Source organism: Acidiphilium sp. C61 (genome assembly GCF_905116885.1).
Lineage (GTDB): Bacteria > Pseudomonadota > Alphaproteobacteria > Acetobacterales > Acetobacteraceae > Acidiphilium.
The window spans coordinates 3,047,219-3,073,216 of record NZ_CAJHNI010000005.1; the positions used below are offsets into that span (position 1 = coordinate 3,047,219).

Annotated in this window: 25 protein-coding genes; 14 read left to right on the top strand and 11 right to left on the bottom strand. The window is 67.9% G+C overall.

Features of this window, described 5'->3' with window-relative positions; all coding sequences use genetic code 11:
* Positions 1 to 63 precede the first annotated feature (63 nt).
* Positions 64 to 1,581 (bottom strand): glycosyltransferase family 39 protein, encoded by a 1,518-nt coding sequence (locus HUW10_RS17095; protein ID WP_174504566.1) that lies wholly within the window; start codon positions 1,579 to 1,581, stop codon positions 64 to 66.
* Between the two features lie 119 nt (positions 1,582 to 1,700).
* On the opposite strand from HUW10_RS17095, the gene HUW10_RS17100 reads away from it, so the two are divergent.
* From HUW10_RS17100 to HUW10_RS17110, 3 genes are read left to right on the top strand one after another with little or no spacing between them, the layout of a single operon-like run.
* On the top strand, positions 1,701 to 2,345 hold the full coding sequence (locus tag HUW10_RS17100) for an SCO family protein (protein WP_174504567.1): 645 nt from the start codon (positions 1,701 to 1,703) through the stop codon (positions 2,343 to 2,345).
* Positions 2,345 to 2,815, top strand: a complete 471-nt coding sequence (locus HUW10_RS17105; protein ID WP_174504568.1) for a copper chaperone PCu(A)C — start codon at positions 2,345 to 2,347, stop codon at positions 2,813 to 2,815. The genes HUW10_RS17100 and HUW10_RS17105 overlap by 1 nt, the downstream gene beginning before the upstream one ends.
* 22 nt (positions 2,816 to 2,837) lie before the next feature.
* Positions 2,838 to 3,203, top strand: coding sequence for a c-type cytochrome (locus HUW10_RS17110; protein ID WP_174504569.1), 366 nt, complete (start codon positions 2,838 to 2,840; stop codon positions 3,201 to 3,203).
* 156 nt (positions 3,204 to 3,359) lie between these two features.
* Here HUW10_RS17110 and HUW10_RS17115 read toward each other — a convergent pair whose 3' ends face one another.
* From HUW10_RS17115 to gatC, 4 genes are read right to left on the bottom strand one after another with little or no spacing between them, the layout of a single operon-like run.
* Complete coding sequence (locus HUW10_RS17115; protein WP_174504570.1) at positions 3,360 to 4,064, bottom strand: SCO family protein; 705 nt, start codon at positions 4,062 to 4,064, stop codon at positions 3,360 to 3,362.
* Positions 4,061 to 5,527: an Asp-tRNA(Asn)/Glu-tRNA(Gln) amidotransferase subunit GatB gene (gatB, locus tag HUW10_RS17120; RefSeq protein ID WP_174504571.1), complete on the bottom strand. Its 1,467-nt coding sequence runs from the start codon at positions 5,525 to 5,527 to the stop codon at positions 4,061 to 4,063. The genes HUW10_RS17115 and gatB overlap by 4 nt, the downstream gene beginning before the upstream one ends.
* A complete protein-coding gene (gene gatA, locus HUW10_RS17125; protein ID WP_174504572.1) occupies positions 5,524 to 7,005 on the bottom strand; it encodes an Asp-tRNA(Asn)/Glu-tRNA(Gln) amidotransferase subunit GatA in 1,482 nt (493 codons plus the stop codon). The genes gatB and gatA overlap by 4 nt, the downstream gene beginning before the upstream one ends.
* Positions 7,002 to 7,289 carry an Asp-tRNA(Asn)/Glu-tRNA(Gln) amidotransferase subunit GatC gene (gatC, locus tag HUW10_RS17130; RefSeq protein WP_174504573.1) on the bottom strand — a complete coding sequence of 96 codons (288 nt, stop codon included), beginning with the start codon at positions 7,287 to 7,289 and terminating at the stop codon, positions 7,002 to 7,004. The genes gatA and gatC overlap by 4 nt, the downstream gene beginning before the upstream one ends.
* A gap of 46 nt (positions 7,290 to 7,335) precedes the next feature.
* Here gatC and ruvX point away from each other — a divergent pair, with 46 nt between their 5' ends.
* From ruvX to HUW10_RS17150, 4 genes are all read left to right on the top strand, one after another.
* On the top strand, positions 7,336 to 7,812 hold the full coding sequence (gene ruvX / locus HUW10_RS17135) for a Holliday junction resolvase RuvX (protein ID WP_174504574.1): 477 nt from the start codon (positions 7,336 to 7,338) through the stop codon (positions 7,810 to 7,812).
* 24 nt (positions 7,813 to 7,836) lie between these two features.
* The gene (locus HUW10_RS17140) at positions 7,837 to 8,166 is read left to right on the top strand and encodes a hypothetical protein (protein WP_174504575.1); all 330 of its coding nucleotides are present in this window, start codon (positions 7,837 to 7,839) and stop codon (positions 8,164 to 8,166) included.
* A gap of 24 nt (positions 8,167 to 8,190) precedes the next feature.
* The gene (locus HUW10_RS17145) at positions 8,191 to 8,949 is read left to right on the top strand and encodes a glycosyltransferase (RefSeq protein WP_174504576.1); all 759 of its coding nucleotides are present in this window, start codon (positions 8,191 to 8,193) and stop codon (positions 8,947 to 8,949) included.
* Between the two features lie 124 nt (positions 8,950 to 9,073).
* Complete coding sequence (locus HUW10_RS17150; RefSeq protein ID WP_174504577.1) at positions 9,074 to 9,670, top strand: lysozyme; 597 nt, start codon at positions 9,074 to 9,076, stop codon at positions 9,668 to 9,670.
* A gap of 164 nt (positions 9,671 to 9,834) precedes the next feature.
* Here the strand turns inward: HUW10_RS17150 and HUW10_RS17155 are convergent, their stop codons facing one another.
* Complete coding sequence (locus tag HUW10_RS17155) at positions 9,835 to 10,725, bottom strand: hypothetical protein (protein ID WP_174504578.1); 891 nt, start codon at positions 10,723 to 10,725, stop codon at positions 9,835 to 9,837.
* Between the two features lie 478 nt (positions 10,726 to 11,203).
* Here HUW10_RS17155 and HUW10_RS17160 point away from each other — a divergent pair, with 478 nt between their 5' ends.
* Positions 11,204 to 12,019 carry a hypothetical protein gene (locus HUW10_RS17160; RefSeq protein ID WP_174504579.1) on the top strand — a complete coding sequence of 272 codons (816 nt, stop codon included), beginning with the start codon at positions 11,204 to 11,206 and terminating at the stop codon, positions 12,017 to 12,019.
* Between the two features lie 268 nt (positions 12,020 to 12,287).
* A complete protein-coding gene (locus HUW10_RS17165; RefSeq protein ID WP_174504580.1) occupies positions 12,288 to 12,911 on the top strand; it encodes a hypothetical protein in 624 nt (207 codons plus the stop codon).
* Between the two features lie 46 nt (positions 12,912 to 12,957).
* Here the strand turns inward: HUW10_RS17165 and mutL are convergent, their stop codons facing one another.
* Positions 12,958 to 14,682 carry a DNA mismatch repair endonuclease MutL gene (gene mutL, locus HUW10_RS17170; protein WP_174504581.1) on the bottom strand — a complete coding sequence of 575 codons (1,725 nt, stop codon included), beginning with the start codon at positions 14,680 to 14,682 and terminating at the stop codon, positions 12,958 to 12,960.
* A 56-nt stretch (positions 14,683 to 14,738) separates the two neighbouring features.
* Between mutL and HUW10_RS17175 the strand changes: the two genes are divergently transcribed.
* Positions 14,739 to 15,647 (top strand): alpha/beta hydrolase, encoded by a 909-nt coding sequence (locus HUW10_RS17175; RefSeq protein ID WP_174504582.1) that lies wholly within the window; start codon positions 14,739 to 14,741, stop codon positions 15,645 to 15,647.
* Here HUW10_RS17175 and HUW10_RS17180 read toward each other — a convergent pair.
* The 4 genes from HUW10_RS17180 to ileS form a co-directional block, all read right to left on the bottom strand.
* Complete coding sequence (locus tag HUW10_RS17180) at positions 15,607 to 16,836, bottom strand: MFS transporter (protein ID WP_174504583.1); 1,230 nt, start codon at positions 16,834 to 16,836, stop codon at positions 15,607 to 15,609. The genes HUW10_RS17175 and HUW10_RS17180 overlap by 41 nt on opposite strands.
* Positions 16,837 to 16,913: 77 nt before the next feature.
* Positions 16,914 to 17,486, bottom strand: a complete 573-nt coding sequence (locus HUW10_RS17185) for a DUF3035 domain-containing protein (protein ID WP_174504584.1) — start codon at positions 17,484 to 17,486, stop codon at positions 16,914 to 16,916.
* Positions 17,483 to 18,034: a signal peptidase II gene (gene lspA, locus HUW10_RS17190; RefSeq protein ID WP_174504585.1), complete on the bottom strand. Its 552-nt coding sequence runs from the start codon at positions 18,032 to 18,034 to the stop codon at positions 17,483 to 17,485. The genes HUW10_RS17185 and lspA overlap by 4 nt, the downstream gene beginning before the upstream one ends.
* The gene (ileS, locus tag HUW10_RS17195; protein ID WP_174504586.1) at positions 18,031 to 20,859 is read right to left on the bottom strand and encodes an isoleucine--tRNA ligase; all 2,829 of its coding nucleotides are present in this window, start codon (positions 20,857 to 20,859) and stop codon (positions 18,031 to 18,033) included. The genes lspA and ileS overlap by 4 nt, the downstream gene beginning before the upstream one ends.
* Positions 20,860 to 21,109: 250 nt before the next feature.
* On the opposite strand from ileS, the gene HUW10_RS17200 reads away from it, so the two are divergent.
* The 4 genes from HUW10_RS17200 (at position 21,110) to HUW10_RS17215 (ending at position 25,996) form a co-directional block, all read left to right on the top strand.
* Complete coding sequence (locus HUW10_RS17200; protein ID WP_174504587.1) at positions 21,110 to 21,994, top strand: sulfite oxidase heme-binding subunit YedZ; 885 nt, start codon at positions 21,110 to 21,112, stop codon at positions 21,992 to 21,994.
* Between the two features lie 191 nt (positions 21,995 to 22,185).
* The gene (locus HUW10_RS17205) at positions 22,186 to 23,406 is read left to right on the top strand and encodes a hypothetical protein (protein WP_236656475.1); all 1,221 of its coding nucleotides are present in this window, start codon (positions 22,186 to 22,188) and stop codon (positions 23,404 to 23,406) included.
* The gene (locus HUW10_RS17210; RefSeq protein WP_174504589.1) at positions 23,403 to 24,716 is read left to right on the top strand and encodes a hypothetical protein; all 1,314 of its coding nucleotides are present in this window, start codon (positions 23,403 to 23,405) and stop codon (positions 24,714 to 24,716) included. Before HUW10_RS17205 ends, HUW10_RS17210 begins: the two co-directional genes overlap by 4 nt.
* Positions 24,713 to 25,996 (top strand): Ni Fe-hydrogenase III large subunit, encoded by a 1,284-nt coding sequence (locus HUW10_RS17215; protein ID WP_174504590.1) that lies wholly within the window; start codon positions 24,713 to 24,715, stop codon positions 25,994 to 25,996. Before HUW10_RS17210 ends, HUW10_RS17215 begins: the two co-directional genes overlap by 4 nt.
* Positions 25,997 to 25,998 lie beyond the last annotated feature (2 nt).

Sequence of the window (25,998 nt, forward strand, 5' to 3'; positions counted from 1 at the left end):
TATCATACTGACAAACCGAGCATCTTTATCCGATCAGATGAGTTCATCTGATCGGATGATGCTCTAGCGCCGCGCCGCCGGCCAGGAGAGCAGATCGTGCCCCATCAGCACCGGCACCCGCAGCAGCACATGCCCGTCATGAACGATGTCGATCGGCGGCTCCACCGTGATCGAGCGGAACCGCGGCGCATAGCGTTTCTCGATCGCCGAGACCGATCCCGGCATCGCCGCGATCAGGATATTCTCTCCGATCAGCGATTGCGGCGGCGTGGTCACGCCGAATTCATGCGGATTGCCCTCGAACACCGTCATCCGCATTCCCGGCCCGACCGCATAGGCGATCTTCCCCGCATCGAACCAGCGCAGTGCCGCGAGCGCCAGCCCCGGCCGGTCGAGCTGCCCGCGCGCCTTGAGTGAAGCGCGGAAACTCGTCCAGTCGATCGCCTGCAAGGTGGGCGACTTTCCGGGCGGGAACATCGCATCGAACCCCGGCACGATGCCGAGCCGCACCTGCACGGCGATGAACAGCACCGCCACCGCCAGCAGCGCCGCCGTCCCCGCCGCCGCCCGGCCGATCCACAGAAGCAGCGCCCCGCGCTGGCGCACCGCCCAGTCGCCAAGCAGCGGGAACAACATGAGATACCCCGGCGCCGCCCAGTGGAACAAAATCTTGCGTGAGGACCACAACCCGATCACCGAGAACAGCGCCACCGGCACGACGCCGAGCCAGGCCAGCAGCCGCGCCCGCCGGTCGCGCCCAAGCAGCCCGCCGATCAGGAGCCCGATCATGGGGACGAAAATCCAGGGCGCGACGAACAGCGCCTCCCCGCCCCAGATCACGAAGGGCCGCAGCGGGTGCAGCGCCAGCCCGGCCGCCCGGTCGCCCTGATAGCCGAACGAGGCCCAGCCATTCAGCGCGTTCCAGATCACCACCGGCGAGAACATCCCCGCCGCCAGCACGCAGGCCACCCACGGCCCCGGCGTCGCCAGCGCCAGCCGCCCCCGCGCATCCACCAGCAGGAACAGCAGCGCCCCCGCCAGCACCAGCACCGCGTTGTATTTCGAGGCCATCGCGAGCCCGATCAGAATGCCCGCCAGCGGCCAGAATTCCGGATCGGGCGTGGCCGCCTGCTCCGTCCGCCCGATCCCCAGCGCCCGCGCCAGCGCCCAGGCGGCGCCGACCAGGAACGCATCCAGCGGCCCGTCCGGCAGCACCCAGGTGCCGAAGGCAAACGAGAACACGGGCGAGATATTCAACCCGATCACCGCCCACAGCCCCGCCGCCGGCGAGAACAGCCGCCGCGTCAGCCCGTACATCAGCCCGCTCGTCGCCGCGAACGTCGCGATGAACGGCAGCCGCACGATGAACGGCGTGTGCAGCCCGGTCAGCCGCTGGATGCCGAGTTCCATCCACCACGAGACCGGCGGATGATCGAAATACGACAGCTGGAACGTGTGCGCGGCGGCGACCATGTAGCTCTCGTCGATCCCGAGCCCCATGCCGGCGGCCAGCACCAGCCGCGCCAGCGTCGCGGCGAGAATGACGAGCAGCGCGGCGCTGCCCGGTTGCATCTGCTTCATGACCGCATCGCATGGCCGCGCCGCGCCGGCCGGTCAAGCGCTGCCGCCCTGTCCTCACGCGAGCCTGACTTGCCGGGTGCTGAATCCCGCTCTAACAAGGCCTCCCACGGAGGTTCACGATGTCACGACACGCCCTTGACCGCCGGGCCATGCTCGGCCTGTCCGGTTTCGCCCTCGGCGGCCTCGCCCTGCGCTCCGCCTCGGCCGAAAGCGCCCCCGCCGGCCCTGCCATCATCCCGCTCGAAGGCCATTTGCCGCCGCTCGCCTTGCACATGCAGGATGTCGAAACCGGCCAGACCGTCACCGCCTCCACCTTTCGCGGCCATCCGGTGATCCTCTATTTCGGCTTTACCCGCTGCCCGGACACCTGCCCGCTGACCCTGCAAAACGCGGCGAAACTCGTCCCCCTGCTCGGCAAGTACGGGAAGGATCTGCGGGTCGTCTTCGTCACCGTCGACCTCGCCTATGACACCGCCGCCCGGCTCAAGACCTTCGTCGCCAAATTCGGCCCGCCGCCGGTCTTCACCGGCCTGCGCGGCACGCCGGCGGAACTCAAGGCGGCGGCGCAGCGCTTCGGCGTCTATTACCGCGCCCCCACCGGCCCCGATTCGCCCGATCCCGAGGGCGCCATCCGCCACAGCAGCGCCACCTATCTCTTCGGGCCGAACGGGTGGGCCATCGCCCTGCTCGCGACCTTCCCCTCCTCGCGGCCCGACCTGCCCGGCGTGGCCGCGCTCATCCGCAAGACGATGGACAATTATTGATGCCGCGCCGCCCCGCTTTCCTCGCCGCCGTTCTGGTCGCCGCCGTTCTGGTCGCCGCAGGGCTGGCCCAGCCCGCCGCCGCCGCTCCCGCCGCCCCCGCGATCACCGCCAAAGATGGCTGGTTCCGCTACCTGCTGCCACAAATCCCGGCTGCCGGCTTCGTCACCCTGGCCAATGAAAGCGACAGCCCCGCAGTGCTCACCGGCGTCCGTTCCCCCGCCTGCGGCAGCGCCATGCTGCACCGCAGCCTGAACCATAGCGGGATGGACATGATGATCCACGTGCAATCCATCACCATCCCGGCCCATGGCAAATTCCGCTTCTCTCCCGGCGCCTATCACATCATGTGCATGAAGCCGCACATGGCGGTGGGACAGACCGCGAGCGTCACCCTGACATTCGCCGCCGCCCCGCCGCTCACCGTGCCCTTCACCGTCTATGGCGCCGATGGCCGCCCGGCCAGCCAGTAACACGGGAAGGCAAGATCTGCCCGTGTCGTATTTCCGGCCGGCGCTGCTCGCCACCCTCCTCCTGCCGCCGTCTCTCGCCGTGGCCGCCCTCCCGCCCCAAGGCGAAGCAGCGGGCAATCCGGCGCGCGGCGCAACCATCGTCGCCCATGGCACGGCGGGCGGGGTGCTGCCCTGCATGGTCTGTCACGGCGCCGATCTCGCCGGCAATCCCGCCATCGGCGCCCCGCGCCTCGCCGGCCTGAAGCCGGCGGCAACGCTCGCCGCCCTGTCCGCCATCGCCGCCGGACGGCAGGGGAAGAACTATGTGATGCGCCGCATCGCCCACGCGCTCACCGGCGCCGACCGCGCCGACATCGCCGCCTATCTCGCCACACTGACGCCACGCTAGAGCATCATCCGATCAGATGGAATCATCTGATCGGATAAAGATGCTCTAATTATCAACAAGATAGAGCACTTTCCGATCCTTTCGGATCGGATTTAGTGGTCTGTCATATTGATAAAGATGCTTTGACCGCGCGGTCAGGAGCAAGATGACGGCGCGTTACTCGAACCGCGCGAGCCAGCCCAGCACGCCGCCCGCCTTGCTCCGGTTCGCCGCCTCGATATCCGCGGCCAGCGCCTTGTAGTCGGGGTGCCGCGTCAGCCCGAGATCGGGGATGATGAACCGCGCCCGACCCTTCGCGTCGAACACATAGACCAGCGCCGAATGCACCACCTGGTATTTCAGCGGATCGGGCGAGGGATGCACCGATGCCACCACCCGATACCGCCGCGCCAGCCGGTAGATCTGGTCCGGCGTGCCCCGCAGGCCACGGAACTGCGTGTCGAACAGCGCCACATATTTCGCCAGCACCGCATCGGTGTCCCGCTTCGGATCGATGGTGACGAACAGGAACACCACGTTCTTCGCTGCCGGCCCCAGCGCGCGGAACAGCATGTGCAGCTTGTAGAGCGTGTCGGGGCAGACATCCGGGCAGTTGGTATAGCCGAAATAGAGCAGCACCGTCTTGCCGCGGAAATCCTGTGCGGTGACGGTCTTTCCCGTCTCCGCCTCGGTCATGGTGAAGCCGAGCGGCGGCACCAGCCCGCTCACCTCGACCACCCCGCCCTTGCCGAGCGGCACGCCGCTCAGCGTCGTCTGCGCCGCGGTCGCGGCAAAGGCGGTGGGGACAAAGGCAGCCGGGGCACAGGCGAGGCCGAGGGCGAGGCCGGCGCAGAGCAGCAGGGCGGCGAGGGCGCGGATCATGATGAAGCCGGCTCGCCGATCTTCCGCTTCAGCGCCTCGTTCACCAGCGCCGGGTTGCCCTTGCCCTGCATCGCCTTCATCACCTGGCCGACGAAGAAGCCGAACAGCTTGTCCTTGCCCGCCTTGTATTCGGCGAGCTTGTCGGCATTGGCGGCAACCACCCTGTCGATCGCCTCGTCGATCGCGCCGGTATCCGTCACCTGCTTCAGCCCGCGCGCCTCGACGATCGCGCCCGCCGCATCGCCGGTGTCGAACATCAGCTCCAGCACCTCCTTGGCGATCTTGCCGTTGATCGTCTTGTCGGTGATCAGGTCGAGCAGCTCGCCGAGCCGGGCGGCGGTCACCGGCGAGGTCTCGATGCTCGTCCCGGTGCGGTTGAGATGGGCGAAGAAATCGCCGAGCATCCAGTTCGCCACCAGCTTCGCATCGCGCCCGGCGACGACGGTCTCGAAGAAATCCGCCGTCACCTGCTCCATCACGAAAATCGACGCCTCGTAGCGCGACAGGCCAAAGTCGCGCATCAGCCGCGCCCGCTTCGCATCCGGCAGCTCCGGCAGCGTCGCCTTCAGCGACTCCACCCATGCCTCCTCCAGCACCAGCGGCAGCAGGTCCGGCTCGGGGAAATAGCGGTAGTCGTGCGCGTCCTCCTTGCTCCGCATCGAGCGGGTCACGCCGCGCGCCGGCTCGAACAGCCGCGTCTCCTGGTCCACCGTCCCGCCGGCTTCCCAGATCTCGATCTGCCGCTTCGCCTCCGCCTCGATCGCCTGCATCACGAAGCGGATCGAGTTGACGTTCTTGATCTCGCAGCGGGTGCGGAACGGCTCGCCATGCTTGCGCACCGACACGTTGACGTCCGCCCGCATCGAGCCCTCGTCCATGTTGCCGTCGCAGGTGCCGAGATAGCGCAGGATGGTGCGCAGCTTGCGCAGATAGGCGCCGGCCTCTTCCGGCGAGCGCATGTCCGGCTCGCTGACGATCTCCATCAGCGCCACCCCCGAGCGGTTGAGATCGATCAGCGACTTGCTCGGATGCTGGTCATGCATCGACTTGCCGGCATCCTGCTCCAGATGCAGCCGGGTGATCCCGATCGTCCGCGTCTCGCCCGATTCCAGCTCGATCTCGATCGCCCCGGCGCCCACGATCGGATGCTCGTACTGGCTGATCTGATAGCCCTGCGGCAGGTCGGCGTAGAAATAGTTCTTCCGGTCGAACCGCGAGACGAGGTTGATATGCGCGGCGAGCCCCAGCCCGGTGCGCACCGCCTGCGCCACGCATTCGCGGTTGATCACCGGCAGCATCCCCGGAAACCCGGCATCGACGAAGCTCACCTGGCTGTTCGGCGCGGCACCAAACGCCGTCGCCGCGCCGCTGAACAGTTTCGAGCGCGAGATCACCTGGGCATGGACCTCAAGCCCGATCACCAGCTCCCACGCGCCGGTCGTCCCCTCGATCACGTAGCTCATGCCGCACCTCCCGCGATCACGCCCGGCCTGTGCGCGAACCCCGCCGCCCGCTCCAGCACGGACGAGACGGCGAACACCGTCTCCTCGTCGAAATGCCGCCCCAGTACCTGCAAGCCGAGCGGCAGGCCGCCGGCATCCAGCCCCGCCGGCACGCTCATCCCCGGCACGCCGGCGAGCGAGGCCGGCACGGTGAACACGTCGTTGAGATACATCGTCACCGGATCGTCCATCTTCTCGCCCAGCGCGAACGCCGCCGAGGGGGCGGTCGGCGTCAGCAGCGCGTCCACCTTCGCGAACACCTCCTGGAAATCCCGCAGGATCAGCGCCCGCACCTTCTGCGCCTTGAGGTAATACGCGTCGTAATACCCGGCCGAGAGCACATAGGTCCCGATCATGATCCGCCGCTTCACCTCGTCGCCAAACCCGGCCGCCCGCGTGCGCTCATACAGGTCGATCAGGTCCTTGCCCTCGATGCGCGCGCCGAATCGCACCCCGTCATACCGCGCGAGGTTCGACGACGCTTCCGCCGGTGCGACGATGTAATACACCGGCAGCCCGTATTTCGTGTGCGGCAGCGAGACATCCACAATCTCCGCCCCCCCCCGCCGCAGCCAGTCGATCCCGTCCTGCCACAGCGTCTCGATCTCGCGCGGCATGCCCTCCACGCGATACTCCGCCGGAATCCCGATCCGGAGCCCCTTGACCCCGCGCGCGCACGCCGCCCGGAAATCCGGCACCGCCCGCTCCGCCGAGGTCGAATCCTTCGGATCGAACCCGCTCATCTCGCGCAGCAGGATCGCGCAATCCTCCACCGTCCGCGCCATCGGCCCCGCCTGGTCCAGCGACGAGGCAAACGCGATGATCCCGAACCGCGAGCACCGCCCATAGGTCGGCTTGATCCCGGCGATCCCGCTGAACGCCGCCGGCTGGCGGATCGACCCGCCGGTATCCGTCCCCGTCGCCCCCATCGCCATCCGTGCGGCCACCGCCGCGGCCGACCCGCCGGACGATCCGCCCGGCGCCAGCTTCGCGCCATCCGCCCGCTGCCACGGATTCTCCACCGGCCCGTAGCCCGACGTGATGTTGGATGACCCCATCGCGAACTCGTCGAGATTGGCCTTGCCCAGCATCACCGCCCCGGCCGCCTTCAGCCTGGCCGAAACCGTGCTCTCATACGGCGGCACGAACGGCTCCAGGATCCTCGATCCCGCCGTCGTCCGCACACCCTCGGTGCAGAACAGATCCTTCATCGCGATCGGAATGCCCGCAAGGGCAGGGGCCTCGCCCTTCGCCCGCGCATCATCCGCCGCCCGCGCCTGCTCCAGCGCCAGCTCCGGCGTCGTCGTGATGAACGCGTTCAGCCGCGGATTGAGCGCCTCCACCGCCGCCACATGCGCCTCGGCCAGCTCCACCGCCGAAACCTTTTTCGCCGCCAGCGCGTCCAGCGCCGCGGCGATCGTCATATCCATCAGGCTCATTCCACCACCTTCGGCACCGCAAAGAAATCGCCGATCCGCTCCGGCGCGTTCGCCAGCACGCGGTCGGGATAATTCCCGTCCGTCACCTCGTCCTCGCGCATCCTGAGCGCCATCTGCGCCCCGCCGGACAGCGGCGCGACACCCTCGACATCCACTTCCGCCAATTGTTCCACATAGCCGAGAATCGCGTTGAGCTCGCCTTGCATCCGCGTCACCTCCGCCTCGTCGAGGCGGATACGGGCGAGTTTCGCGATGCGGCTTACCGTCGCGTGATCGAGAGACATGACTGATCCCTTGGGTTTCTGAGCGCGCTGGACCATAAACGCGCGCATGACACTGTTCAACCTGACCGACCTCGCCGCCACCCTGCCGCGCAACGCAAGGCTCATCGGCCTCGACCCCGGATCGAAAATCATCGGCATCGCCCTTTCCGATGTCGGCCGCCGCCTCGCCACCCCTTACGGTGCGATGAAGCGCGGCAAGCTCGCCGATGCCGCCGCCACCATTCTCGACATCGCCCGCAAGGAAGGTGCCGCCGCCCTGATCATCGGCCTGCCCCTCTCGATGGACGGCTCCTTCGGCCCCGCCGCCCAGGCCGCGCGCGACTGGGCCCACGCCATCGCCCGCGAAACCGGCCTTCCCGTCGCGATGATGGACGAACGCCTCTCCTCCGCCGCCGTCAACCGCGCCCTCATCGAGGCCGATCTCTCCCGCGCCAAACGCGCCGGAAGGGTCGATGCCGCCGCCGCCTCCTACATGCTCCAGGGCGCGCTCGACCTGCTGAACGAACCCCGCCCCGAAGAATGACGCCGGAAGAATAACCCCCACCCCGTGAACACCGCCGCCATCCTCGCCCTCCTCGCCGCCGCCGCCACCCTCGAGATCGGCGGCGACGCCCTGATGCGCGCCGCCCTCCACCATCACGGCCTCGCCCGCGCCCCCTTCCTCGCCGCCGGCATCCTCGTCCTCGCCGCCTACGGCCTCGTGGTGAATCTCGGCCCATGGGATTTCGGACGCGTCCTCGGCATATACGTCACCCTCTTCTTCCTCATCGCCCAGCTGGTGAACTGGCTCGGCTTCGGCCTCCGCCCATCCCCCGCCATCCTCCTCGGCGGCGCCCTCATCTGCGCCGGCGGCCTGGTCATCACCCTCTTTCAATGACCCTCCGGCAATGACCCTCTGGCAATGACCATCCAGGCCCACATGTTCTGGCACGGCGACCCACCCCGCCGCCTCGAACGCCTCGCCATCCGCAGCGTCCTCGCCCAGGGCTACGCGCTCACCATCTGGACCTACACGCCCCAGCCCAACCTCCCCTCCGGTGTCACCACGGCCGACGCCGCCGCAATCCTCCCCCGCTCCGCCCTCTTCACCAACCGCCGCGTCTCCATCGCCAGCTTCGCCGACTGGTTTCGCTACATCGTCCTCTCCCGCCACGGCGGCCTCTGGACCGATTCCGACGTCATCGCCCTGCGCCCCGCCGCCGCCCTGCCGGCGCAGAAATTCCTCGTCACCCAGCGCGCCTGGTTCCACCGCCGCCTCCGCCCCCGCGGCTGGACAACCACCCTCAACAACAACGTGATCTTCAACCCCACCCCCACGAAGGGCGACGTGATCGACCTCGCCCTCGCCGTCGCCGAACGCTTCCCCAAGGACGCGATCGACTGGGGCGAACTCGGCCCCGACCTGCTGACCGCTCTCACCCGCCTCCACCCCGCCCACGGCTACGCCATCATGCCGCCCCGCTTCGCCAACCCGATCGGCTACTGGGAAAGCCCCGAAGCCCTGCTCCGCCCCAACCCGCCCCGCCTGCCCCCCGAATCCGCCTTCCTCCACGCCTATGGCGAAATGTGGCGCCGCGCCGGCATATCCCCCGACGCCCCGTTCCCCCCAGGCAGCCTCCTCGCCACCCTCGCCACACGCTTCGGCGAACCCAACCCCTGATCCCGCCCCGTTTTTTGCGACCCGCCTTTTACCCGGCCCGCCACCGTAATGTTATCAAACGTTAGTCTTTCTCACCCTCCCGCCCGCATGGCATCCTCGCCCGATCCAGCAGGAGAACGAGACAATGCCCGACACCACCCCACAATCCCCCACCATCCCCGCCGACCCCGCCCCCAATTTCACTAACACGCCCGACCCCAATACGCCCGACCCCACCACTCCCGACCCCAATACACCCGACACCGCCGCAATCCTCACCCTCGTCCTCGAAACCTTCATCATCCCCTTCGAAGGTTTTTCCCCCACCCCCTACCGCGACGCCGCCGGCACCTGGACCATCGGCTACGGCTCGACAAGCGACGAAACCAACACCCCCATCACCCCCACAACCCCACCCATCACCCGCACCACCGCCGAAACCCTCGCCCGCCGCGACCTCGCCACCGCCAACCAGACCGTCACCCGCGCCGTCACCGTCCCCCTGACCCCACACCAACAAGCCGCCCTCATCGACTTCGTCTACAACCTCGGCGCCGGCAACTTCCTCCGCTCCACCCTCCTCCGCTGCCTCAACAACGGCGACTACACCGCCGCCGCCGCCCAATTCCCCCGCTGGGACCTCGCCAACGGAATTTTGCTCGCCGGCCTCAAACGGAGACGCGAGGCGGAGGCGGCGTTATTTTGCTCCTCCGATCCGGGGGTGGGGGAGGGGGAGGGGTAGGGGTAGGGGAGGGGTAGGGGAGGGAGAGTTGCGGAAGTGTGATTTGGGCCGGTAGCCGACAGACAGTTTCCGGAGCCTATGGGTCAGAAGGCTGGCACGTCTGTAGCACGGTTATCTTTACGTCCCAGTGCATGATTAGATACAACCGCAATGAACCGACTGCATCAATTAAATCCACAAGCACGTAGTACCTCGATAAATTTCTCCGCCTGCGCTCTTACGTCAGCCCATTTCTCCTTGGGTGTGCCGTAGATCGCCCAGAATTTTGCTTCGTTGATGGCAAGCTTGCGATCATCGCCGCCCCCATGCTGGGTGATAAATCCCCAGAACCAAAGGTCATCCCATATGGTGGCTTCATCATTGGTTCTCCCGGCGACTTTGAATATCAAATCATTAATCGTGTCGAAATCAAGATTGCTTCCGGTAATGTGCTTGAAGATATACTTAATAACAGAGTCGACTGGCACGCGAACGAAATCGTCTGACGCAACATAAACGTTATCGAGGAAACGCAAATTGGTGTTCACTTCAAGAGTATGGACGTCAATAATTGACTTAATGAACAGCGCCGCAGTTTTTTCACCGAAACCTTTGCTGCCCGCGAGGACGTACCACATCCGGTCGAAAATCCCTCCGGTAGGACCCGGGACAGGGTCAGCAGAACTCAAATTAGATAACGCGTCTAGGAGATCTGTGGGATTTTGTACGGCGTCGAAGGTCGTCCTGTGATTAAACAGTATCTGCCAAGTTTCAGTGCTATCATCTAGTGATGGCCTGCTCTGCGTTTGAAGAATCGCGTACAAAAGCGCCGAGATGCGCGCGTAATTACCTCCCTGCGGACTCAAATAAGCAGAATAATACGCGTGCTGAGTTTGTCGATTGTAGGCCGTATTGTCTTTTAAGAACATAAATATTTCATCAAGATTACGTTTAATTTTAAAAATTTTATCTTTGACGTCATTGACGCGTATATTTTGTTCATTAATGTTATCGAATTTGACAGTTTTGAGCAGCCCGAGTTTCTTTCCGAATTTCAAAAAATCCTTGTCATTCATTGCTTGATCGGTCCATCGATGCTGTTGCATAACTAATATATAGCCGAATTAGGGTGTCGTTAATAGACGCGCTATTTAAAGCTGCCGGCCACAGTGGAGTATTTTAGACTATCTGACGGGATGCTTCTTCATCGGACCGATGCCATGAGGTCAGTGCTCTGTTTGAAATAAACAGCCATTTTAGGGGCGTCGAAAAAACTCGTGGAAAGACGAGTTTGGGCGACTGACCGCCGGTTGGCTGGTAGTCGGATCGGGGCCGGGAGCGAACAGGGAGGTTTCTGGCGGCCTGTTCAAAAGGCGATTATTGGCAATGTATCCAAAGATTTGTAGATTGGGTCCGCGCAGTGCAACCCATTAATCTGCGGCGGTATGAAAGTCGTGGGTATCGTTCACCTAAGCTACCTTTGGTTTCTCCCATGGGCGAGGTCTCTGACGAATGATGCTATCTCTACATAAATTTTCACGGTAGATTTTTCATATGAGTGACCAATATATATTTGTAAATTTGTTCGGAATTGCGAAAGAAGTTCTTTCTTCGCCGCTTTCCATTGCTATTTTCAGCACTTCTATTGCTGCTTTCGCTGGCACCTGGGGTGCCCAGCTTCTTGCCGAACGGACGGCACGGCGGAAAGAAATCTTGCGTGAAATAAGAGGTGTAAATGCGGCGCTGAGCTTTGCCTCCAATATCGCCAACACCTACATTGTGACCAAAAAGCAGCATACCAAAAATCTTGTTGCCAAATACAAACAGCAACGCACTGATCACGAATCCCATTACATGCGGATGAATGCATCAGCAATCTCTGCTGGCACCACTTTTTCTCTTAAACTCACACTGCAGACGATTTCGCTCCCATATTCTCCTATTGCGGAACTACAAAAAACTCTTTTAGATCTGAATAACCCGAGCGGTAGAGCTTTGCTTCTTCTAACTCCTCTGACGCAGTCTATCGAGGGTTTTGCCGACGTTGTGAAACAACGCAACGCTTGGATCGACGAAATTAAAAACACACCTGATAACGATGATACGAGGAGAATAAACCTTTATTTTGGTACTCCCTATGCTAATAACAGTGTTGATGATCGATACCCCAAATTGATGGAGGCCATAGAATATTACAACGACAGTTGCATCGGCTTTAGCCTTATACTCGTCAATGTACTTGAAGAGTACGGGGAAAAAATGGCCAAAGAATACGGTAAACATGCCCCGAAAATCGGCAGGCCAAGTTTTGAAAAAGCTAGTGATTTAATCCCTGATCTTAAAAAATACTTACCCTGGGTGAAGGTTTAAAGCTGGCTCTGTTGCGTTAATTTATCGATCGTCGCCCGCCTACTCGCCTCGTGATTGATTTCCGATACACCGAAACTAGGCCTGAACGTCCGTTCTGAGCGCATTTCCGACCCAACCGACCATCGCCTCCACGCACACAGAATTCGGGTGTTTGGATTACACACCGGGTCTCGCTGGCTTTTCGCCAACCGACAAAAAACACAAGCACCGGATCAAAACTAACAAAAAACCTTGCCCACCCCCACCCCCTCATGGGACTTTTGCTCCTGTGACCACCCCAAGCCCCACATCCCCCGGTTTTCTGCTCCTCCGCTTCGACGCCTTCATCGAAGCGCTCTGCGCCCATATCGCCGGGGAGGGGTTGCGGCACCGCGTCGCCGGGCCGCTCATCGTTCTCATCTGGCAGCGAATCCGCCGCCTCGCCGCCCGCTTCGCCCGCCTCGCCGTCGCCCCGCCGCACACCCCCCGCACCCGTCAGCGCCCGCACCGCGCCGGCCCGCCACACACCCTCCCGCAATCCTTCGGCTGGCTCTCCCGCCTCATCCCCGGAACCGCCTCCGTCGCCGCCCAATTCCGCGCCCTGCTCGACACCCCGGAAATGACGGCCCTCATCGCCGCCAACCCCGCAATCGGCCGCACCCTCCGCCCCCTCTGCCACACCATCGGCTTCCGCCCGCCGCCCTCCCTCCGCCGCCCGCGCACCAAACGCCCACAACCCGAACCGCAAACGCCGCAAACCACCGCCCAACCCGCCCAGGCGCCGCCCGCGCCCCGGCCAAACCCCCCACCACGATACGAAATCCCGCCCGCCAACGCGCCCTGGCCCCGCGCCCCCGGCGCCGCCCGCTTCAACCCCCCGCGCCGGAAACTCAGCGCCAAATTTAGCGCGTAACCCGCCAGCGCCTCATCGCGCCCAAATCGTTACGATTCCAAAACGATCAGCCGGCCCGGCCAAACATCCGCTCCAGATCGCCCTGCGTCAGCCGCAACACCGTCGGCCGCCCATGCGGGCAGGTCTGGGCGAGGGGGGTGGTCTCCATCGCCCGCAACAGCGCCTCCATCTCCGCAAAAGCGAGCCGCCGCCCCGCCCGCACCGACCGATGACACGCCATCCGGATCAGCACCGCATCCAGCCGCACCTCCAGCGCCGTCGCCGTCCCGCTCTCCGCCAGCGTATCCGCAACATCCCGCACCAGCCCCGAAGGATCGGCCCGCATCAGCGCCGCCGGCACCGCCCGCACCAGCACCGCCCCCGGCCCGAACGCCTCGATCTCCAGCCCCAGCCCCGCCAGCCGCCCGGCCGCCCCGAGCAGCCGCGCAATATCCTCCGCCCCCAGCTCCACCACCGCCGGCGCCAGCAGCGCCTGCGCCGGAATCACCCCCGAATCCCGCTCCGCCCGCAGCCGGATCTCCGTCAGCCGCTCATGCGCCGCATGCTGGTCCACCAGAACCAGCGTCCCATCCCCGCTCTGCGCCAGAATATACGTGTCAAACACCTGCGCGATCGGCGTCCCCAGCGGATACTCCGGCCGCACCTCCGGCAAAACCTCCGGCACAACCCGCCCCGGCGGCAAATCCAGCCCCCGCAGCTCCGCCTCCGCAAACCCCCGCGCCGCCCGTGGCATCGGCGCAGTCGCCCAGCCCGCCCGCGGCAACGAAACCGAAGGCGCCACCGCCAGCTCCGCCGGAATCGCCAGCGCCCGCTGCACCGCCCCGATCATCAGCGACCTCACCGCCTCCGGCGCCGCGAACCGCAACTCCGCCTTCGCCGGATGCACATTCACATCCAGCATCTCCGGCGGGATCTCCAGCCACAAGGCCGCCAGCGGATGCCGCCCCGCCGGAATCCGCTCCCGATACGCCAGCCGCAGCGCCATCCGCAAAAGCGGGTCCCGCACCGGCCGCCCGTTCACCACCATGTGCTGGTGTCGCCCCGTCGCCCGGGTCAGGCTCGCCGGCGAAATGAACCCCCGCAGCACCACCTCTTCCCGAACCGCCTCGATCTCCAGCAGCTTCTCCGCATCCCCCCGCCCGTAAATTGCCGCGACCCGCCCCCGCCGGTCCTGTGGCGGCAGGTCGAAACTCGTCGCCCCGTCGATCGTCAGCGAAAACCCCACCCCCGGTGCCGCCAGCGCCAGGTGCCGCACCGCATCGGCGCAGGCCGCCGCTTCCGAACCGGCACTCCGCAGAAATTTCCGCCGCGCCGGTGTCGCATGGAACAGATCCTCGACGATCACGCTCGTCCCCACCGGCCCGGCCACCGGCTCGACCTCCCGAACCGCCCCGCCATCGACCACGATCCGGGCCGCCGAATCCTGCCCCGCCGGGCGTGACGTCACGCTCAGCCGCCCTGCCGCCCCGATCGAGGGCAGCGCCTCGCCCCGAAACCCCAGCGTGGCAATCCGGACCAGCGCCTCGTCCGTCAGCTTCGAGGTGGCATGCCGTTCGATCGCCAGAGGCAGTTCCGCCTCCGGAATCCCGTGCCCGTCATCGGTCACCTCGATCCGCCCGATCCCCCCGCCCTCGATCGTCACCCCGATCCGCCGGGCCCCGGCATCCAGCGCATTCTCCACCAGTTCCTTGACCGCGGCGGCGGGCCGTTCGATCACCTCGCCGGCGGCGATACGGTTGATCGTGGTCGGGTCTAGGCGGCGGATCGGCATGACCCCATCTTACAGGCACTCAACCCCGATCTTCAATTCGCCACGGCACCCCACACATGACCAGCCTCGCTGCCCACCTGCTCAATCCGGTCCTGCGGTTCGAGGTCAAGCGAAAGCTGGCCAGGGCCCATGATTCCAAAACCCTCCAACGGGCGTTCCGCTCGCCCATGCCCACGCCGCGAGGGGCACGATATACGCCCTCGATCATCGGCGGCGTCCCCGGCGAATGGGTCGAACCCGCCTTCGGCGCCCCGCCGGCGATGACCGTGCTTTATCTGCATGGCGGCGGCTATGTCGTCTGCTCCGCCGAATCCCACCGCCCGATCACCGGCGGCCTCGCCTCAAGGGGCCTGCGGGTCTTCGCCGCCGATTACCGGCTCGCCCCGGCGCATCCGTTTCCCGCCGCGGTCGACGATGCCGAGGCCGCCTGGGCCGGCCTGATCGACCAGGGGTACGACCCCGCCGCCCTCGCCATCGCCGGCGACAGCGCCGGCGGCGGCCTCGCCCTGGCGCTGGCGCTGCGGCTCCGTGAGGCGGGGATGCCGATGCCGACACGGCTGCTGCTGTTCTCGCCCTGGACCGACCTTGCGGCGACCGGCGCCAGCATCGTCGAGAACGCCCGGCGCGATCCGATGATCAAGGCCAGCCGGCTGGCCGATGGCGCCCGGCCCTATCTCGCCGGGGCGGACCCGCGCAATCCGCTGGCCTCGCCGCTCTATGCCGATCTCGCCGGCCTGCCGCCGATGCTCACCCATGTCGGCGCGCGCGAGGTGCTGCGTGATGATTCCGTGCGCCTGCACGAAAAGGCGCTGGCCGCCGGCGTCGCCAGCCTGCTCCGGGTCTGGCCGGTGGTGCCGCATGTCTGGCCGATATTCCAGGCGATCCTGCCTGAGGGCCGCGCCACCCTCGATGAGAGCGCCGCCTTCATCCGTGGTGCCGCAGCCTCGCCCGGCGCCACTCGTTGATCGTGAAATAGATAAGGGCGGTCAGTGGCAGTGCTGCGCCGACAAGGGCGACGACGTGCCAGCCGCCGCGAATGAGTAGCGTGCTGGCCACGGCCGAGCCGGCGGCGCCGCCGAGGAAGAAGGCCGTCATGTAGGCGCCGTTGAGCCGGGCCCGAAGCTCGGGGGCGAGGGCGTAGATCGCGCGCTGGCCGAACAAATTATTGGCCTGCACGCCGAAATCGAGCAGCACGCCGGCGCCGGCGAGAAGGACGACGCTGTGGATGGAAGCGCCATAGCCCGAGATCAGGAACGACAGGGCGATCAGCCCGAGAGCCGTCGCCGTGCCGGGGCGGCCATATCCGGCATCGGCCAGCCGCCCGGCGATCGGTGCTGCGGCGGCGCCGGCGGCGCCGACCAGGGCGAAGATGGCGACACCGAGCTGCGTATAGTGGAATTCATGCAGCAGCAGCAGCGGTGCCGCCGTCCAGTACAGGGTGAAGGCGGCGAAGGCGCAGGTCTGATAGGCGGCACGGCGGCGCAGCGTCGGCTCGGTGCGGTAGAGGCCGAGCATCGAGACGATCAGCTCGCCATAGTGATGGTCGAGCTTCGGCGTCACGCGCGGCAGTTTCAGCCGCAGCAGGACCGTGAGTGCCGCGATCCCGGCGGCCGAGAGCCCGAACACCGCCCGCCAGCCGGCGAGCCAGGCGACGAAACTTGCCATCGGCCGGGCGAGCAGGATGCCGAGCAGCAGGCCGGCCATCACATTGCCCACCACCCGGCCGCGGATCGCATCCGGGGTGAGGGAGGCGATCATCGGCACCATGATCTGCACCGCCGCCGAGCTGACGCCGATCAGCAGCGAGGCGGCGAGAAAGCTCGCGCCGTTCCAGGCGAAGGCGGCAAGGGCGAGGGCGAGGGCGGAGGCGCCGACCATCCGCGCGATCAGCTTGCGGTTTTCCAGCAGGTCGCCCAGCGGCACCAGCAGCAGCAGGCCGGCGGCGTAGCCGAGCTGCGTCAGCGTCACCAGCAGGCTCGCGACCGCGGGCGGCAGGCCGATATCCGGCGCGATCGTGCCGACCAGCGGCTGCACGTAATAGATGTTGGCCACCACCGCGCCGGTGGCGACGGCAAAGAGCGTGGTCAGGGCGAAGGAGGGCGCGGCGCGGCCGGGTTGGGCCGCGGCCGGTGGGGCCGTGATGCTGTTCGACATGGCAGCGATATGTCCCGCGCGGAGGCGACTTCAAGCGGCGGGGCGGACGAACCGCACCCTTGCCGGTGGAAAACGGCTCAGAACAGGTCGAGGACCCGGCCGAGCAAGCCTTTCGATGCGCCGGCGGGTGCGGCTGCCGGGGTCGCACCCTTCGTCGCCGGTTCGCCGAGGGCGGCGTTTTCCTGCAGCCGCTTCTGTTCGGACTGCGCGTTGACCACCTGGTTGCCGCCCTGGGTCTTGCCGCCGAAGGACATCAGCGAATCCACGAAGCCGGTGCCGCGGCTTTCCTGTTCGGCCTGACGGTTGATGGTCGCGCGGATATGGGCGGGCGGAGTGGGACCAGCCTGTTGCAGCAGCGCCTGTTGCGCCGGGCCGAGGCTGGTGCTGCCCGGTTGCAAGGTGGATTGCGGGGCGAGGAGGCTCTGCGCCTCGCCAGCGGCGGAGACCTGCTGCGGCCGCGGCGCGCCGGGAACCGGCGGCGGCAGGGTTTGCAGATCCGGCGGCACGCTCAGCGGCGCCTCGGTGCCGACCGCGAACGCGTCCGGCGGGCTGAGTTCGAGCCCGAACGTCTTGGCGGGATGGCTGCAGCCGGCCAGCAGCAGCGGGCCGAGCAGCAGGAACGGAAGGGTCGCGCGCGATGAACGGGTCATGGCGTTTCCTTATCCTCGCGCGCCGGAGGCGGCAAGTGACCGGCGCGGTCGTGGCTGAACAGGCTTTCGAGGATCAGCGCGGCGATGCCGCCATCGATCGCGGCATCGGCGAGGTTGAACACGTACCAATGCAGGGTGCCGACATGGACATCGACGAAATCGACCACGGCGCCATAGCCGATTCGCGAGATGACATTGCCCGCGGCGCCGCCGATGATGGCGCCGAGGCCGAGGGTCGAGAGCAGTGAGGGGCTGCGCCAGAGCCAGACCGAGAGCCCGGCGATGGCCATTGTCGCGACGGCGATCAGCAGCAGCCGCGCATCGTCGCCGGCCAGGATGCCGAAGGTGACGCCGTGGTTCCAGACCATGGTGAAGTTGAGCATCGGCAGGATCGCGACGCTGCCGCGCCGCGGCAGGTCGAGCCCGTAGAGCACCCACGCCTTCGAGGCCTGGTCGATGGCCAGCACGACCAGCGCCATCAGCGCGCCGAATGCGCGGCGGCTTGCGTTACCCTGGGCGGGCGCGCCGGGATTTGCCGTACCCGTCATTCGACATACGAGCAGCAGCGGCGGCACAGGCCGGGATGCGCAGGGTTGCTTCCAACCTCGGGCAGCACTTTCCAGCAGCGCTCGCATTTCTCCCCGGCGGCGATCTCGACCACCGGCTCGGCGCGCAGCGGCGCGCTGGCCCCGGCACCTTCGGGTGCTGCGGCGATGTCGGTTGCCGCCGCCGAGGTGATCATGATCTCCGCCCAGTCCGCATCGCGCAGGGCTTCCGGCGCATCGACCGCGAAGGTGAGGACGATCTTCGCCTGCAGCGAGGCGGCGATGTCGCCGTTGCGGCGGGCCTCCTCGATCCGGGCATTGGCGATGCGGCGCACCGCGCGGATCTCGGTCCAGGCCTCGTCCAGCGCGTCGTCGCGCCAGGCGGCGGGAAGTTCGGGGAACTGCGCGAGATGCACGCAGGCCGCCTCGCCATGGCGGGCGCGCCAGGCCTCGTCGGCGGTGAAGGGCAGGACGGGGGCGAGCCATGTCGCGAGGCAGCGGAACAGGATGTCGAGCACGGTGCGGCAGGCGCGCCGCGTCTCGCTCTGGGCGACGAGCCCGCCCTCGGCATCGAGCCGGACGTCGCAATAGAGCGCGTCCTTGCGGATGTCGAAATAGAAGGCAGAGAGGTCGTTGTTGCAGAACTGGTGGATCGCCGGATAGACGCCGGTCCAGTCATGCGTCTCGACGGCGCGGCGCAGCATCGTATCGAGCCGGGAGAGGCGGTGCAGCACGTAGCGTTCGAGGGCCGGCATGTCGGCGGCCGGCATCGCCTCGGCCTCGGTAAAGCCGTCGAGCCCGCCAAGCACCCAGCGCAGCGTGTTGCGGATGCGGCGGTAGAGATCGGCCTGCTGCTTGAGGATGTCCTTGCCGATGCGCAGGTCGTTGTGGATGTCCGAATTCATCACCCACAGGCGCAGGATGTCGGCGCCATACTGGTCGATCACCTGCTGCGGCGCGGTGACGTTGCCGAGCGATTTCGACATCTTGCGGCCTTGCTCGTCGAGCACGAAGCCGTCGGTGACGATCGCCTTGAACGGCGCGGTGCCGCGGGTGCCGACCGCTTCCAGCAGCGAGGCCTGGAACCAGCCGCGATGCTGGTCGGAGCCTTCGAGATAGAGATCCGCCGGCCAGGGCATGCCGCGCGCCTCCAGCACGAAGGCGTGGGTCGAGCCGCTCTCGAACCAGACATCGACGATGTCGAAGACCTGCTCGAAATCGGCGGGGTCGTGGTCCGGCCCGAGGAAGTCGGCGGCGGGGCGGGCATACCAGGCATCGGCGCCCTCGGCCTCGAACAGGGCGCGGGTGCGGGCGAAGACCGCCGGATCGGCCAGGATCGACTTGTCGTCCCGGCGCACGAAAATCGCGATCGGCACGCCCCAGGCGCGCTGGCGGGAGATGCACCAGTCCGGCCGCGCCTCCACCATCGAGCGGATGCGGTTGCGGCCCTGGTCGGGCACGAAGGCGGTGCGGTCGAGCGCCTCCAGCGCGCGGGCGCGGATCGCCTCCTCGCCATCCATCCGGATGAACCAGTTGGGTCGGGCGAGATAGATCAGCGGCGCCTTGGACCGCCAGGAATGCGGATAGGAGTGGAGGAACTCCTCGCGCCGGAGCAGGCCGCCAGCTTCAGTGAGCGCGGCGCAGACCGGGTCGGCGGCCTTGTAGACATGCAGGCCGGCGAAGAGCGGCACGTCGGCTGCGTAGGTGCCGTCGTCGTTCACGGTTTCCGGCACCTCGATGCCATTGGCGCGGCAGAGGAAGAAATCGTCCTCGCCATGCGCGGGCGCCATGTGGACGAAGCCGGTGCCGGCCTCGGTGGTGACGAAATCGCCGAGCAGGAGCGGGACATCGTAATCATAGCCCTGGCCGCGCAGCGGGTGGGCGCAGACGAGGGCGCCGAGATCCTTGCCGCGCAGCGTCTGCTCGACCGCATGCGCGGTGATGCCGGTTTCGGCGGCGAAGGCATCGAGCAGCTCGGCGGCGACGACGAGGCGCTCGCCCTTGCGGGCGAGGCTGTGCTCGGTGGTGTCAGCGATGCGGATCACGACATATTCGAACTCCGGCCCGGCGGCGAGGGCGCGGTTGCCGGGGATGGTCCAGGGTGTCGTCGTCCAGATCACGATCGCCGCCCCCTCGAGATCGCCGCCGATCACCGGGAAGCGGACCCAGATCGCGGTGTCCCGCCGGTCCTGATACTCGACCTCGGCCTCGGCCAAGGCGGTCTTCTCGACCGGGCTCCACATCACCGGCCGCAGCCCGCGATAGAGCGCGCCGGAGGCGGCGAATTTGTGGATTTCCGCCGCAATGGCCGCTTCGGAGGCGAAATCCATCGTGGCGTAGCGGTTCGCCCAGTCGCCCTCGACGCCGAGGCGCTTGAACTCCTCGGCCTGCACGTCGAGCCAGTGCTGGGCATAGTCGCGGCATTCGCGGCGGAATTCGAGAACCGGAACCTCGTCCTTGTTGCGGCCCGCCTTGCGGTAGCCTTCCTCGACCTTCCACTCGATCGGCAGGCCATGACAGTCCCAGCCGGGGACGTAATTGGCGTCGAACCCGGCCATCTGGCGGGCGCGGTTGATCAGGTCCTTGTGGATCTTGTTCAGCGCGTGGCCGATATGCAAATTGCCGTTCGCATAGGGCGGGCCGTCATGCAGGATGAAGGGCGGCCGGCCGGCGGCATCGGCGCGCAGCCGGGCGAACAGGCCCGTCGCCGCCCAGCGCGCCAGCGCCTCTGGCTCGCGCTTCGGCAGGTCTCCGCGCATCGGAAAGCCGGTTCGCGGCAGGAAGACGGTGGCGCGGTAGTCACGCGGGCTGGACGGCTGGTCGTTCATCGAAAAGGCTCCGGCGGAGGAAAGGACAGTCGTGCAATCCCGGCCCTAGATCAGGACCGGGCGGCGAATTCGCGGGATGAGGCAGGCGGCGCGCCGTGCGGATGTCATGGCGAGAGGTTATGCGAGCCGCCACCCCGAACGGTCAAGCGCGGAATGTTGAACGGAATTTTGCTCTCATCCGCATCCGGATGGTGGTTGCGGGGCGAATTGAGGGCATATCTCTGGTCCCGCAACGCAAATCCGAGCCGCCATGCAGAACGCTGCCCCGCAAGCCGAAATCCCGGTTCGCCCGAAACGCCAGCCCCGCGTCTTCGGCGCGCCATGGCGCACGCCGGCCGGTCGGTTTTCCTGGCTGAAGGCGATTGCCCTCGCGCTCTGCATCGCCCCGGCGGGCTACATGCTGTGGGAGCGGCAGGCGGGACAGCTCGGCGGCCGGCCGACTCATGAGCTGATGCTGCAGACCGGATTCTGGGCGATCCGCTTCCTGCTGCTCGGCCTCGCCATCACCCCGGCGCGGGCGGTGTTCGACTGGATGCGGGTGGCGATGCTGCGGCGGATGCTGGGCCTCGCCGCGGCGGCGTATACGTTCGCGCATGTCGTTCTGTATGCGGCGGATGAGGGATACGCCATTGGATTCGTCTTGAATCAGATGTTTACGGTGTTCTACCTCATCCTCGGCACGATCGCGACGATCGGGCTGCTGGCGCTGGCCGCGACCTCCACCGATGCGGCGATGGCGCGGCTGGGACGGCGGTGGAAGGTGCTGCACCGGCTGGTCTATCCGATTGCCGCACTTTCGATCTGGCATTTCTTCCTGACCCAGAAGATCGACGTCGCCGCGGCGATGGTGCCCTTCGGCCTGTTTGCCTGGCTGATGCTGTGGCGTCTCGCGCCGCCAGAGTTCCGGCGCTCGCTGGCCGGGATCCTCGTCCTCGCCCTCGGCGCCGTGGCGCTCACTGCCGGTGGCGAGGCGGGATGGTATGCGCTGAATTCCGGGATCGATCCGTGGCGGGTGCTCGATGCCAATCTCTCGACCGCGCGGATCAGCCCGGCGGCCTTCGTCGCGGCCGATCTGGCGCTGCTGGCGCTGCTGGTCGCCGCGCGGCGGCTGCAGCGACACGCCGCTTCGGGCTAGAGCATCATCCGATCAGATGGACACATCTGGTCGGATAAAGATGCTCTGTTTATCAATATGATAGAGCATCATCCGATCCATCAGGATCGGCACGTGCCCTGAACCGTCACATCGGCGCCATACCCGACTCGGCCGGGCCCTGCTAGCAAGGGACCATGGCACGCCCTGCGCCCCGTTCGCTCGCGCGATTCTTGTCGATCGCCCCAATCATTGCTGCCGGCCTGGCACTGGCCGGGACGGTGCTGGCGCTGGGCGGCGCGGTGCTGCTGCCCGGCCCTCTGGCGGTCGCGCTGCCGGCGCTTGGTCCGGCGGGCGGGCTGGCGCTGGCGATCGATCCGGGCCGGGCGGAGCTGCTCGCCGCCGTGCTGGCGGGCGGATCTGCCGCGCTGCTGGCCGCGCCGGGCTTGGGTGGTTCCGCCATATTGCTAATTGCCGGCCTCGTCGTCATTCTCGCGAATAATCTCTACACGCTTGTTTTTGCGGCATTGATCGTGGGGTTTCTGGGCCTTCGCGACCGTGCGGCGCCGGCGGCGCTCGCCGTGCTGCCGGCCACGCTGCTGGCGCTGGCCGCGGCAACCGGGCTGCCAGGCATCATACTCGTGGCCGGGGCGGTGCTGTGTCCCGCCGGATATCTGCTCGCCGCGCTGGGGGGCGATCTGCGCCGGTTTGCCCAGGGGATGGCGATCGGGCTTGCCGGGCTGGCGCTGGTCGCGTCCGGGCTTGGCGATGCGACGGCGATGCGGCTCGCGCTCGAGACCGAAGCGCTGGCGGCGCCGGTGCTGGCGCTCGCGGCATCACGGATTGAGGACGCGACGGGTTCGCGCGCGCCGGATTGGCTGGGCGGGCTGGCGCGCGGCATGCCGGGCTTCGCGCTCTGCTTCGGCGGGGCGGTGTTCTGGGCGAGCCTGCTGCCGCCGGGGCCGGGTTTCGTCGCGTTTCAGGGCGCGTTCGCGGCGGCGCTGCGGGCGGGCTGGCCGGGTGATCTCGTCGCCATCGCCCTTGCTGGCGGCTTCGCGCTGGCCGGGTTCGCGGCGGCGGGGCTTTTCGCGCTGGTCTGCCTCGGCCGGCCGCGCAGCCTGCGCGCCGCTGCCGCCGAGGATCTGCCGCGCCGTGATCTCGTCGCGCTCGGCCTGCCGGTGGCCGCCGCCGCCGGGCTCGCCCTTGTCACCGCGCCGGTTCTGTTGCTGGTCCCGCTCGGGCTGCTGCTGGGACTGTGGCGCTGGAGCCTGCGCGCCGGGCCGGTCGAGGCGCCGCCCGTCGAGGACGGGTTTGCCCGCCCGCCCGCCTGGCTGCCCTTCGGCGATCCGGTGACGCAGATCAACGCGACGGGATTTGCCGCGCCCCTGCGCGGCCCGGCGACCTGGCTCGCCCGGCGGATCGGCGGGGCGCGCATCGCAGGGTGGTGGTCGTGATCCTCGCAGCCCTTGCCGGCCGGACGATGGCCACCTTGCTGTCCGTGGCGCTGCTTGGCGCGGCGGCGCTGCTGCTCGAATGCGTTCGTGCCCGGCTGGCCGGCGCGGTGGCGGGGGAGGCCGGCATGCCGTTCGCGCAGCCGGTGCGGGATCTGCGCCGCCTCCTGCGCAAGCGCCGCATCCGCCCGGCCTTCGCCTCGCCGCTGCATGGCATCTGGCCGTTGGCCGCGCTGGCGGTGACGATCACCCTGCTTGCCATCATGCCCGGTTTCGCGGCGGGGCAGCTCACCGCTGGGCTTGCCGGCCCGGCGCTGTTCGTCGGGCTGCTCGCGCTGGGGCGGGTGATACGGGTAATGGCAGGGATCGATCCCGGCATGGCCGGCCCCGGGCTTGCCGCGATCCGCCTTGCCGCGTCCGGTCTCGGGGCCGATCTCGGCTGGCTGCTCGGCTTCGCCGCCCTTGCCGCCGTGCCCCGCCCCGCGGTGGCGGAAGCGGGTCTCGCGGCGCTCGGTGTGCTGCTGGCCTGGCCCGACGCAGCACCGGTGCCCGGCGATTATGCCGGACCCGACCGTGCGGTGTTTCATGCCGAAGCCATGCTGCGCCGCGCCGCCGGGCTGGCGCTGCTGGTGGCGCTCATCGCCCCTTCCGGCCTCGCGCGGGCCACCGCGCCGCTGGGCTGGCCGGTGGGCATCGCGGTCTATGCCGCGAAATTCGCCATCGCGGCGGCGGCGCTCGGGGCGGTGCGGCTGGTGCTGCCGGGCGGCGCGCCGCGAACCGGCGTGATCCTCACGCTCGCCGCACTCGCCCTCGCACTGCTGGGCGGGGTGACGGCGGCGCGGCTCGGCATCGTCGCCGGGGTGCTCGGCATGGGCGGTGGCCTCGCGCTGCTCTGGCGGCGCTGGCCGGCGGCGGAGGCGCTCGCGTTGTTGCAGGGCGGAGCGGCGATGGTCGGGTTCGGGCTCGGCGATGTCCGCGGCGGGGCGACGATCCTCGCGGGGGTGGCGCTCGGCCGCATCGCCGTCGCCCTGGCGGGCGAGGGCGGGCTGCGGCGCTGGGCGATCGCGGCGCTGGCCGGGATGCCGCCCTTCGGCGTGTTCGCCGGCGATTTCCGCATCGCCAGCGCGGCCGCGACGGTCTCGCCGCTGCTGGCTTGCACGCTCGTCGCGCTGCTCGGGATCGGAGCCGCGCGCGGGCTGACGCTGCCGGCGGCGGGCGGCGCCGGCGAGAGGCCGGGGCGCGGGCCGGCCGTGTTGCTGCTGCTCGTCCTGATGGTGCTGCTCGGCGCGGCGCCGGTGGCGGGGCTGCGATGAGCGACGCGGAAATCGCGGCACTGCTCGCGGCAGCGCCGGTCGAGCCCTGCGGCGGCGCCGCGCTGCATCTGCTCGCGCCGGCGGACTGGCTGCGTCTCGCCGAGCTGGTGGACCCGGCGGATTTCGCCGGGCTGTTCGTCGCCGATGGCCGTGCCCATGCGCTGTTCTTTCGTGCGGCGCCGCTGCTGGTGGCGGTGGCGCTGGACAATGGCGCGTATCCCGCGCTTTCGCCGGCGATCCCCGAGGCTGGCTGGTATGAGCGGCGGGCGGCCGAAACCCATGGCGCGACCGCGACGGGTGCGACCGACACCCGGCCGGCCATCCGCCACGGCGAGGGCGACGCCGCCTGGCCGCGCTTCGACGCGCCGGCCGATGAGGGGGCGTTTCAGGTCGGGCAGGGGCCGGTCGCCGGGTTGATCGCCCGGCCGGTGCATCGCCGGTTCACCATCGCGGCGGGGCGGATTGCCCGGCTCGAACATCGCCACGGCTATGCCCACCGCGACATCGCGGCGCTGCTGCATGGCAAGTCGCCGCGCGCGGCGGCGCGTTTCGCGGCGCGGCTGGCCGGCGATGCGGTGGTGGCGCATGCGCTTGCCTTCGCCCGTGCCGCCGAGGCGGCGGGCGGGTGCGATATTCCGCCCCGCGCCGCGGCGCTGCGGGCGGCGATGCTGGATATCGAGCGGGTGACGGCGCATCTGCTGGCGCTGACGGCAGCGCTCGAGGCGGCGGGCCGGCCCGGGCTTGCGACCCGCCTGGGCCGCGTGCGGGACGATATCGCCGCTGCCGTGGCGGTGCTGTTCGGCCACCGGTTGATGATGGACGCGGTGACGCCCGGCGGGCTGGAGGTGGATGCCCGGCCGGAGGCGCTGCCGGCGCTCGCCGCCGCCCTGGCTGCGGCCGTGCCGTCGGTGCGGCTGGTGGGTGGATTTCGCGTCCGCCGGGCGCTGGGGCCGGCGGCGGCGCTGGCGCGCGACCGGGCGCGGGCGGTGCTGGCGCGCGTGAGCGCGATCGTGCCCGCGATCGAGGCGGCGCCGCCGGGCGAGATCGTGGCAGCACTGCCGCCGGTGAGCGCCGCCGGGCTCGGCTCGGCCGCCTCGTCGCGCGGGATGGTGCATCACTGGGTGAAGCTGCATGACGGGCAGATCGCGGCGGCGGCGCTGATCGACCCGGCGCCGCGCCTCGCGAGCCGCCTGGAGGAGGCGGCTGTCGGGCTGGATATCGAGGGCTTCGCCGTGCTGGAGGCATGCTACGCGGTGCCGACGGGGGCGATCGATGGATGACA